The sequence below is a fragment of the Acinetobacter sp. SH20PTE14 genome, from assembly GCF_021391555.1.
In the GTDB taxonomy this organism is placed as follows: Bacteria; Pseudomonadota; Gammaproteobacteria; order Pseudomonadales; family Moraxellaceae; genus Acinetobacter; species Acinetobacter amyesii.
Map to the genome: position 1 here is coordinate 1 of NZ_CP090069.1, position 9,905 is coordinate 9,905.

Here is a 9,905-nt window from a genome sequence, read left to right on the forward strand (position 1 = left end):
AAGCGAGTGCCATAGCCTTTGATTTTTCCTTTAATTCTCTTTTATTCTTTTAAAAAGCTTTTAAATACTTTTAGACACCCTTCCAGACCACATATAGCAAGGCTTTCAGACTTTAAAAAACTACAAATGGCATGAACTAAACTACAAATGGCATGATTTTGGCACATTAGAAACTACAAATGGCATGATTAGAAACTACAAATGGCATGAACTAAACTACACTATATTTAATGTAGTTTTATGTTAAAAACTACAAAAATCGTGTGCAAAAATAAATCAATATGATATAAAAAACTACTTCTTGCGGAATGTAGTTTCATGGATTATAAAAAAACATACCCTGTATCTTGGGTTGTTATGCAGAATACGATTCAAGAGTGCTTTAAAAGCATGAGTATTGATGAAAAACGCTTATTAATTCTTGCTAGTCCTATAGCTCGGATAATTGATGCAACTGAAAAAGATGCAATCACCATAACATCAGAGAGCTTTGCAAAAGAATGCGGTATAAAAACCAACTCAGCGTATTCGCAAATGGAAGAAGCGAGTAAAAACCTGTTAAGACGTTATTTTTCCTATGGTGATAATAAGAAAAAAACCTACTGTAACTGGGTCATTAGAGCAATATATGAGAATGGTTCAATATCCATATGCTTCCCAGAGGAAGTTCTTTTGATGCTCAAAGAGTTCGACAAATTAAATCCATACACTAAGTACAAGAAAGACATCGTACTCAGTCTGAAAAAAGACTACTCGTTCGACCTATATCATTTAGCAAAAAAATATCAAGCTATGGGACAATTTGAAATGTCCTTAGAGCATATAAAAACTGAGTTAGGTTTGCCAAAGTCCTACGACAAGCTATGTAATTTAAAAGACCGTGTAATTAAGCCTTCATTAGATGAAATTACAGCTAATACAGACATTGAACTCACTTATGAAAACGTTAAACAAGGACGGTCTGTGGTTGGTTTCAAGTTTATTGTGAAAGAGAAGCCTAAGCCAAAACTCATAGCACCCGAGAGAGAGACAAAGACAGTAGAGCTATTTTGTAATATGTCAGATCCCCAAATTAATAAATACAGCACTATTCTATCTAAACTTTCTGAACTTTCTGATCTAAGTAATTTTCCTGACTATCCTACTTTTGCGATTTGGATTAGTGGGATTTTACGAGATCCAAAAAGTGTAAGGGAAGAAACGGCTAAACGAATTTTGAAGGCTCTACATCAAAAAACGGATTTCAAACCATAAAATCAGATTATCCATATGAGCTAACAAATCCCGTGAAACATTGCTTAAATACTAAGCGTGGAACGTGAACAATCATTAAAAAAGCCCAATCGGAGAGGGTTGGGCTTTTTGCTATACGATAAAACTATGATTTATATGAAATAAAAAGAAGCATTTCGTATAAGGTGTATTATGTTAATTTTAGGGAAATTTAAGAATCTCTATGCAATGGTTTATTCAATATTCTTTGATTTCTTATCTTTTAGGTTAATCAGAAATAGCCAATAACATAAGCCAGGAAATAGAGCCATAAAGATAGTCCATGTATCTGTATACATCTTCCACCACTCTTTCGAAATTTCTCCTGTGTGACTCCATCCAAAAAGAATAAAAAATGGAGTAGCAATAATTATAGAGGCAATACAGATAGTTAATAAATTAAGACTGTTATAACGATTTAAAAGAATTGAGAATATGAAGCTGAAAGGTACAGTCAAAATACAATAAGCCAAGTAGACAAGACCGTGCCCTACAAGAACCACTAAAATCGAGTATAGGCTGTATTCCTGATTCATTACGATAAACAGGACTGCTGTGAAAAAAAGTAGTGGTAAAGGAGAAAGTAAGAGAGCTTTTACTATTTTTTCATTTGAGTATTTCACTAATTTAATTCTCTTATCTATTCAATAAATAATAATACTATAACGATTTTATTGGAGGTTTTTTGATTCCATTTAACATAATGGCTGTTATGCGAAATTCCTAGCATATTCACCTTTTGTCTTATATCTTTGTTTTTACCAATAGGTAAAATATATTCATAACCTACATCGGAAAAGTAGGTAGTTAAGAAAAAAATTGCAGAGATTTATAAGCCTTATAGTAACGGGAGAGACTATAGGGCTTTTTATTTATCTTAATATTCATATACCTAATGGATTTGCTTTTCAACTAGTTCCAATTTGTTTAATGCTTGCCGTTTTTTATGATCATTATTAATCTTTACAACTAGAGCTAAAATAAAAACCATCACTAAAAAAACAAGGAAAATCAAATGCTTTTTCATCATTAATTCCGTCTTTTGATCTTTAAGAATGCCTTGCTCCTTTGTAAATAGATATGACATAAGGGAGGCACTGATACAAGCCTTTTTAAATGACTTTAGCAACTCGATAAACAGTTGCAACTCCACAATTCACTGCTTTGGCAATTTCTTCCTTAGTCATATTGCCAGCTGCTAGTAATTCTTTTATTCGTTTGTGCTTAGCCTCATTGGCTTTCTTACCTGTTGGCTTGTAACCCGAACGTGCCAAGCCCTGCTTAATACGTTCTATACGTTTCTCATTGTCCAGGCGGGCCATTGTTGCCAGGAGATCAATCAACATATTGTTGATGAGATCCAGGATTGAATGAGTAATGCTGTCACTGGTTTGAATCATTTGGTAGGTAGTAGGAAGATCTGCTACGACTAAACGAAGTCCCTTCTCCTGGATCCTGCGCTTCAGCTCTTGAAAATCCTGTTGGGTTAGGCGTGATAATCGGTCAATACTTTCAACCAACAAGGTGTCGCCTTGATTTGCTTCTGACAGTAGCTTATTCAATTCAGGTCGGTCTAACTTCGTACCACTATAGTTTTCCACGTACACAATGGTTTCGCCCAAATTCAAGTTTTGGTTTAGATCCTGAAGAATCTGCAAAGCCCTTTCTGCATCTTGATCTTTAGTTGAAGCTCGTAGATAAATACGTGTATTCATTTCTATCATTTAATCTTAATTCTATTAGATTAATGATAACAATATCATTTAATTATTGCATTAAGTCTAATGATAGATATTGTATGCGATTTGGCTCGCTATCATTCAGCTATACTCTTTTGATAAAAAAAGCATGACTAAAAGCCATGCCTTGGGAATTCGTATAAGGTGTATTATGTTAATTTTAGTAGAACTAATAAATCTATATATTTGAAAATGTCATTTTACTCAATTAAATACTCTTCAGATATTTCACACTGTTCAACAAAAAAATGATCATGTGAAACTAAAATTACAGCGCCCTGATATTGGCTAATAGCCTGCGATAGAAGCTCTCTAGACTCAATATCTAAATGATTTTCTGGTTCATCAAGCAATAATAAATCAATACCATCAGGATAGTGACTCATTGCTAATAATGCGACTTTCAATTTTTCACCACCACTCAGTTCTGATAGTTTTAATAAAGCTTTTTCACGACGAATACGTAACTGACCTAACAAATTTCTCCACTCAACTTCAGTAAGATTGGAGTTATAAAGTGCAAGGTTTTCGATTACGGATAAATCATTATTTAATAAACTAAAGTTTTGATCTAAATACAAACATGTTCCACTAAAGAAAATATCATCACGTTGATGGGTAGAAATCAATTTCAATAAGGTTGATTTACCAATTCCATTAGCACCTTTAAGATGGATTTTTTCGCCAGCTTTCAATGCAAAATTAATTTTATTTGTTGCTGTATGGGGTAGCTTTAAATCATGAATTCTTAAAATCTCTCCTTGCTTCGTACTCTGTAAGTGGAATTCAAACTTCTGAGCTTTGATTTTTTCTACAATGGTCTGCCTATTAATCAGACTATTTTTCAAATCATCAGTTTGTCGAGTTTGTTGGGCACGTAGCTTACCTAAGCTTTGTCCAGCATTTTCCTTTTTGAAATCTAGAAAAATCTTTGCTTGAGAATTAGAATCACGAAGTTCATTGCCTTTAGATTGACGTTTATTCGCTTTCATTAAGCTATCATGTTGCCGTTGTTTTAACTGCTTTAATTCTTTTTTCTCATTATTAATAGACTGAGTTAATGCATCCATGTGTAGCTGATGCTGTTGAATGTAATGCTCATAATTACCTTTGTAGTGTTGTAAGCCTAATTCAGTTAAAGCATAAATATGTTGGACTTGATTGAGTAATTGGCGATCATGACTAATCAGGCATACACCACTAGGGTGTGCCAAAATACTCTCAATTAACCATTGTCTAGATGTTGAGTCTAAATGGTTGCTTGGTTCATCTAAAAGTAGATAGTGATCCTTTTTTAAAAACAAACGACATAAAGCCAGCTTTGTTTTTTGTCCTTCACTCAGTTTTTCTGTTGGAAAGTTCAAATCCGTAGGTAAGTCAGCATTTTCAAGTATATTTTGCCATTTTTGTGGTAAATCCCAGGTATTTTCAACTAACTCATAATCATCAAAACTAGCTGTATTGTTCTCTATACGCCGAAAAGCATGATGTAAATGATCTACCTCTAATGCTTGTGCAATATTTTCAGCATTAAGGCGTTCTAATTGTGCCAAATAATCATGTTGGATATTCCATGAAACTTGACCACTATAATGAATATCTAAAGCTTGGCTTTGATCTAATATTCTGAACAATAGGGATTTACCTAAACCATTACGTCCAATTAATGCAGAAACCTGTCCTGATAAAAGCGTAATGTTTAGCTGATCAAACATTTTCTGTGTAGAAAATTCTAAATTTAAGTTTGAAGCAATACATGCATGTTGCATAAAAAATTCCTCATGTAGAGGATATGCAAAATAGTGAAGATTAACTTATAAAAAACAATATATTATTTAGGATATAAAGTAGAGACCAAGAATATATAGCCACAAGTAGAATCTATTTTGCACATCAAAAGTTTAAAAATAATGATGAGAAAATGACTTACTTCATTGGCGTTACTCTTGGGAGGATGATTTGAATAAGGTTATTTTATAATGATAAGACAATCTGTCAAGCTTGTACTAAAGCTTCTAAAAGTTATTTAACATAATGGCGATTATACGAAATTTAGCGATTAGAAACCATTTATTACATCAAAAGTAATGAAAATGTAAAGATAATGCCTTATATTGTCTTTACATTATTGGTTTTTAGAGGAATTAACCATGTCCGCAGTCAATTTTAATATGCGTTTAGAAGAAGACTTGAGGGATAATGCAAATCATATTTTTGAAGAATATGGTTTAACAATGCCACAAGCATTTAAACTTTTTTTAAATCAGGTGGTGAAAACAAGAACTGTTCCATTAGCTTTTGACTATGCGAAAGAACCAACTCTGACCCCAACAGCAGTAGCAAAGTTGCTTCAATCTCTTAAAGAGATTGAAAATGGGGAGTACACCGAGTACGAAACAGTAGAAGAAGCAATCAAAGCCATGTCGGATGAAGCTCATGGCTAAACGAAAGATCATCGTAACCAACTCATTTAAACGAAATATTAAAAGACGTTACTTAGATTTAGTTACGGCTGAATGGGCTGAGGTACTGGACTGTTTAGTTGCTAATAGTCCATTGCCTGAAAAATACCTAGATCACCCATTAAAAGGTGGTGCTGAGTTTAAGAATTGTCGAGATTGTCACGTTAAACCTGATTTAGTCTTGATTTACAGGCTCGTAGGGGATGACATTTTAGAGTTACACCAGTTAGATAGCCATTCAGAGATTTTTGGCTAATTTTAGCTCGATGCTTTGAAATATGGCTTTAGCCATGTTTCAAAGCATCGAGCTACTTTACGCTAGTTGCACGATAAGAAAGTTTGAAAAGAAGCTAAGCATTGCATGGCCTTCAAAGAGTTCAATATGAGAATAAAAAATTTAGCTCAAATTTTTATAATTATTACATTGCTTACTGGTTGTATAGCGAAGTCCCAACCCGTATCTAACTCCATAGAGTCAGTAAAACCTATCATTTTTATTAAACATGCTAATTCTGGTTCAAGAGTAACCATTACTGGTGGGAAATTGCATGTAGATCCTTATGGTTGTATTCGGCTTGGTAGTGATACCGGTTCATTTATTATTTGGGCTAATAATCATGAGTTAGAATATACAAAGGACGGTAGGATTAGCATCACCAATAAATTTAATAATCATAAAGTTTTTATAGGTAATGAAATTATCCTTAGTGGAGGGCCGTCATCAGTAATACCAAAATCTGTTACTCGCTTTATTCCTGAAGTTTGTTCTACCTACGGCTATTGGATTGCTTCTCCCCTTTAAAAGTTATGTAAATGAGCCAGTCCCCATTTCCATCATAATTTCAACATAAAAACTCATATACAAATTTAGGTATTATTAGCTGATAAACCCTTTTTTTGATCTTTTTATATAAATCTTTCACGATATAGTAGAATACTATTAGATGACTAAATAAGATAAGCAAGCCTACCTGTATATACAAAATTCTTCGAATTTTGATATACAGGGACTTGTTAGGGGAAACCCCTAAGACCCCAAGCCCATCAAGATGGGCAAGTCAACAAAGTTGACTTAAAAGCAAAACCAAAAGCCTGTTAGTGGGATGTGTATATGCGAAATAAAACTAAAATTTTCAGACTCACAGAGTTACAGCTAGAACAACTTGAGCAGCACCTCGAAAAAGAGAACACGAATTTTACAGACTTCATTCTCTCTTTAATTCAAAGGGAAATCATGCAAGATGCTGTAACCGTAAGACGACCAGAAGAATATGAAAGGAAGCCTAGACTCAAAGTTAAAACAGTGATTGAAGTGGTTAAACGCTATCAAAAAACAGATCCTGCTTTACTGCTTGAGCTATCCAAAATCGGGAACAACTTAAACCAAATTGCACGAGCATTGAACATCATCAAAAATGCTGATCCGCAAGAGCAACGCAAGTTAGATATTTTCAGCATTTTTTCAGTTTTAAAAGGCATTCAAACCGAGTTAGAACAAGTATTTCCTGCACTTCCGAAAATCAGCAGACAAAGCCCTGAAAGGCTTAAAAAGCAATTGTCTTCGATACAGCTTGCTGAGGAGGATGAAAGTGCATATTAAATTTTTAAATCACGGTAAAGGATCGGCCGCACACGCTTCAGCGTATGTTTTAGATAAGTTCGATCATCTTGGCAATGTTCGGGCAGGTGTTGATGTTTTGCGTGGTGATGCGACTACATTTAACGCCATCTGTGACTCAAGTCCACATTTGTGGAAGTACACCAGTGGCGTGATCGCATGGTCAAAAGAAGACAGTCCGACAGATGAACAAATAAAAGAAGTCTTAGACGAGTTTGAAAAGCATGCTTTTTCGGGACTAGATCCCTCACAGTACCACCTTTTTGCCGTGCTTCACACAGACGATGACGGCTCGAAGCATATCCACGTTCTAGCACCACGCCTAGATATTCAAAGCGGTAAATCACTCAATATTGCCCCACCCGGCCATGAAAAGCATTTTGATTCTTTACGTGATTACTTCAACACAAAGTACCAGTGGTCACGCCCCGATGATCTGCTTTTGATGAAAACGACACAAGAGCCAAACTATGTCGCAAAACTCAACGCTCAAGCTAAAAATATTTTTACAGGTCAAGATCTTGAGGCGCTTACAAAAAAGCAGTTTGGCAAGCTCGTTGATAACTACGTACAAACATTTTTAAGGACTCTGACAGTAAAAAACAGAGCAGATATTGTCCAGTGTATTGAGCAACTGGAAGGAATCGCATCGGTCAAACAAAGTAAAGAATACTTAACTGCCACTTTGAAAAGTGGCAAAAGACATCGACTTAGAGGCGACTTTTATCATGAACAATTCGAAATTAACGCTTATTCAGAGCATCTCAGAGCAGCAGCAGAAAGCCGACCAACTACAGCAGAGCTTGCAACAGCTCTCCGAAACGCTGAAAACGTTCGAGATGACTATCGAGCAAAGCGAGAGACCTATCACCAACAGCACTATACTTTTAAACGAAGTACAGCAGACAACATCGGCCATAAAATCGCATCTCAGAGCGATTTTGACCGAAATAGGGAATCTATCACCCAAAGCCATAAAATCGCTAACAGCGAGCTATACGGAGCAAATAGACGCACTGCAAACGCAGTTAGCGAATATAGACCTATCGGAAATATCAAAAGTGAAATCGAGCATAGATTCGTTTTCAACCTCAATTCACGCTCTACAGGCTCAAGTCAACAAGCAGTTGCAGAGCCTCAGAATCGACGAAAAGCTCCTGCAGAACAGCATTCAACACCAAGTACAGCAAGCGATAGAGGGGCAGAGAGAGACAATAGAGAGTCAGTTGCAGAGCCTTTTGACGGAAAAATTGGGCAACCAGAGAGCAACACACATCCTATGGGGGATGATAGCTTTTGGACTGCTGATTCTTTTAATAATTTTATATCTAGGCTATCAAGCCAATACAAATTTAAAAACAATCAAAGCACAAGAGCAAATGATTCAACAGAATTCACAAGTGATTACAAACCAGATCAACTACTTGAAACAAATACGGAACTAGATCATGCAGACCGAAATCGACCAATTTTTGACAGAGCAAAACAGCTTATTGATGCAACAAAACAACTTGTTAGCCGAGCAAAACAAGGTTTTGAGTCAACAAATCGATTCATTAAAGACCATTTTGAGCGACTACAGCGAAGTCGAGCTGAGTCTAAAGAGCAAAATCAGCAATCTGAATACAGAGAAAGAAGCACAGCAAGCCTTAATTTTGACACTGAAAGCAGAGCTTTCAAAGCTAGAGCAGGGCAACTTTTCGGAGCAGTTACAGCAAGCATTTCAAGAAAACTTGAAGACCCAATTACAAACGCAATTAGCGAGAGCATTAAATCAACTGGATTTAAACAGCATTGTCAGCGACTTGGTGAAGATAGAATTAAGACCCATTCAAATGACAATTGGCACACAGCAGGCGGACATCGAGAAAGCACTCTCGAAAATCTTGCAATTGAAAGTACCCAACAACTTTTACGAAGATTTGGAGACGCAAAGCAAGCAGATCAATACGCTTGGGGAAACTGTAGAAAGATTAATAGCGTTAATCAACAACTTGAACGACTAGAAACCACAGTAGCGGAAATTCGACTCAAGCCAAAACCGGCTACGAATTTCAGTTACTTGCGAAGTGACGGTTATTACCCCGATTACGTTGGTTATCACAAAGAACTATGCGACAAGCAACAGGAGGCCTATAACAATAAAAACCCACTACAATTGATTGATTACATAAAGAAAAAATCTAAAAATTTAGAAACGTACATTAGCCGTGCACGTTCAAATATCCACGAATGGGAATACGATAAATTTGAGAAAATGATCAAAAATGACAATCAAATGCTGAAATATCTGAAATGTGAGAAGATTTTAGAGCCTCAAAACGACCATTTGAAACAGCAAAGAGAATCATATCAAGCGTGTTTAAAGAGTTTTGAGACTATTAAAAGTGATATTTACGAAATTAAAAATCCATTGCCTAGACAGAATACTTCTCAACAAACTTATGAACCTGAGCATAAACCAAAACCTAAAAATGATTTTGAATTAGATTTTTAATCTAATTCAGCAAAACAGTAATCAGAGGGGGAATGAGCGATTTATCTTTATGTCACTCACACTCCGTTCGCTTTGTTTTTTTCTTTTTGAACCTCACAGGTTTAAACCAAGCGAGTGTCTACGAGCGATTGAGCATCATAAAAATTTCAGCAACGCCTTTTCCCTGATTACAAACTCCCTTTTAATCTAAAACGGTAAGTACAGAGCATCCCGAATGGGTGCGAACTTTGGGGCTTTTGATCTTAAAAAAGCATGAGCATAGCGAATGCATTATCAATCTTTTTGCTCTTGGTTTTGCTTTTGAAACGACACGAGCG

At 35.6% G+C, this 9,905-nt stretch carries 9 protein-coding genes; 6 read left to right on the top strand and 3 right to left on the bottom strand.

Features of this window, described 5'->3' with window-relative positions:
- Positions 1-318 precede the first annotated feature (318 nt).
- Positions 319-1,254 (top strand): replication initiation protein, encoded by a 936-nt coding sequence (locus LXF01_RS17330; RefSeq protein ID WP_159124544.1) that lies wholly within the window; start codon positions 319-321, stop codon positions 1,252-1,254.
- 212 nt (positions 1,255-1,466) lie between these two features.
- Here the strand turns inward: LXF01_RS17330 and LXF01_RS17335 are convergent, their stop codons facing one another.
- The 3 genes from LXF01_RS17335 to LXF01_RS17345 all read right to left on the bottom strand — a co-directional run bounded on the left by LXF01_RS17335 (position 1,467) and on the right by LXF01_RS17345 (position 4,780).
- On the bottom strand, positions 1,467-1,895 hold the full coding sequence (locus tag LXF01_RS17335) for a hypothetical protein (protein WP_000877730.1): 429 nt from the start codon (positions 1,893-1,895) through the stop codon (positions 1,467-1,469).
- A 489-nt stretch (positions 1,896-2,384) separates the two neighbouring features.
- The gene (locus LXF01_RS17340) at positions 2,385-2,996 is read right to left on the bottom strand and encodes a recombinase family protein (protein WP_004889724.1); all 612 of its coding nucleotides are present in this window, start codon (positions 2,994-2,996) and stop codon (positions 2,385-2,387) included.
- Between the two features lie 215 nt (positions 2,997-3,211).
- Positions 3,212-4,780, bottom strand: coding sequence for an ATP-binding cassette domain-containing protein (locus LXF01_RS17345; protein ID WP_159124549.1), 1,569 nt, complete (start codon positions 4,778-4,780; stop codon positions 3,212-3,214).
- Positions 4,781-5,161: 381 nt separating this feature from the next.
- Between LXF01_RS17345 and LXF01_RS17350 the strand changes: the two genes are divergently transcribed.
- The 5 genes from LXF01_RS17350 to LXF01_RS17370 all read left to right on the top strand — a co-directional run bounded on the left by LXF01_RS17350 (position 5,162) and on the right by LXF01_RS17370 (position 9,588).
- Positions 5,162-5,455 carry a type II toxin-antitoxin system RelB/DinJ family antitoxin gene (locus tag LXF01_RS17350; RefSeq protein WP_159124548.1) on the top strand — a complete coding sequence of 98 codons (294 nt, stop codon included), beginning with the start codon at positions 5,162-5,164 and terminating at the stop codon, positions 5,453-5,455.
- Positions 5,448-5,729 carry a type II toxin-antitoxin system YafQ family toxin gene (locus tag LXF01_RS17355; protein WP_159124547.1) on the top strand — a complete coding sequence of 94 codons (282 nt, stop codon included), beginning with the start codon at positions 5,448-5,450 and terminating at the stop codon, positions 5,727-5,729. The genes LXF01_RS17350 and LXF01_RS17355 overlap by 8 nt, the downstream gene beginning before the upstream one ends.
- A 105-nt stretch (positions 5,730-5,834) precedes the next feature.
- Entirely contained in the window at positions 5,835-6,275 is a 441-nt protein-coding gene (locus LXF01_RS17360) for a hypothetical protein (protein ID WP_233945583.1), read from the top strand.
- 309 nt (positions 6,276-6,584) lie between these two features.
- On the top strand, positions 6,585-7,073 hold the full coding sequence (gene mobC / locus LXF01_RS17365; protein WP_159124546.1) for a plasmid mobilization relaxosome protein MobC: 489 nt from the start codon (positions 6,585-6,587) through the stop codon (positions 7,071-7,073).
- Positions 7,057-9,588 (top strand): relaxase/mobilization nuclease domain-containing protein, encoded by a 2,532-nt coding sequence (locus LXF01_RS17370; RefSeq protein WP_218946026.1) that lies wholly within the window; start codon positions 7,057-7,059, stop codon positions 9,586-9,588. Before mobC ends, LXF01_RS17370 begins: the two co-directional genes overlap by 17 nt.
- The last annotated feature ends 317 nt before the right edge of the window (positions 9,589-9,905 follow it).

What these genes read in the sequence shown, in the direction of transcription:
- LXF01_RS17330 (WP_159124544.1), top strand. Translation starts at nt 319, where the DNA reads ATGGATTATAAAAAAACATACCCTGTATCTTGGGTTGTTATGCAGAAT.
- LXF01_RS17340 (WP_004889724.1), bottom strand. Translation starts at nt 2,996, where the DNA reads ATGATAGAAATGAATACACGTATTTATCTACGAGCTTCAACTAAAGAT.
- LXF01_RS17345 (WP_159124549.1), bottom strand. Translation starts at nt 4,780, where the DNA reads ATGCAACATGCATGTATTGCTTCAAACTTAAATTTAGAATTTTCTACA.
- LXF01_RS17350 (WP_159124548.1), top strand. Translation starts at nt 5,162, where the DNA reads ATGTCCGCAGTCAATTTTAATATGCGTTTAGAAGAAGACTTGAGGGAT.
- LXF01_RS17355 (WP_159124547.1), top strand. Translation starts at nt 5,448, where the DNA reads ATGGCTAAACGAAAGATCATCGTAACCAACTCATTTAAACGAAATATT.
- LXF01_RS17360 (WP_233945583.1), top strand. Translation starts at nt 5,835, where the DNA reads ATGGCCTTCAAAGAGTTCAATATGAGAATAAAAAATTTAGCTCAAATT.
- mobC (WP_159124546.1), top strand. Translation starts at nt 6,585, where the DNA reads ATGCGAAATAAAACTAAAATTTTCAGACTCACAGAGTTACAGCTAGAA.
- LXF01_RS17370 (WP_218946026.1), top strand. Translation starts at nt 7,057, where the DNA reads ATGAAAGTGCATATTAAATTTTTAAATCACGGTAAAGGATCGGCCGCA.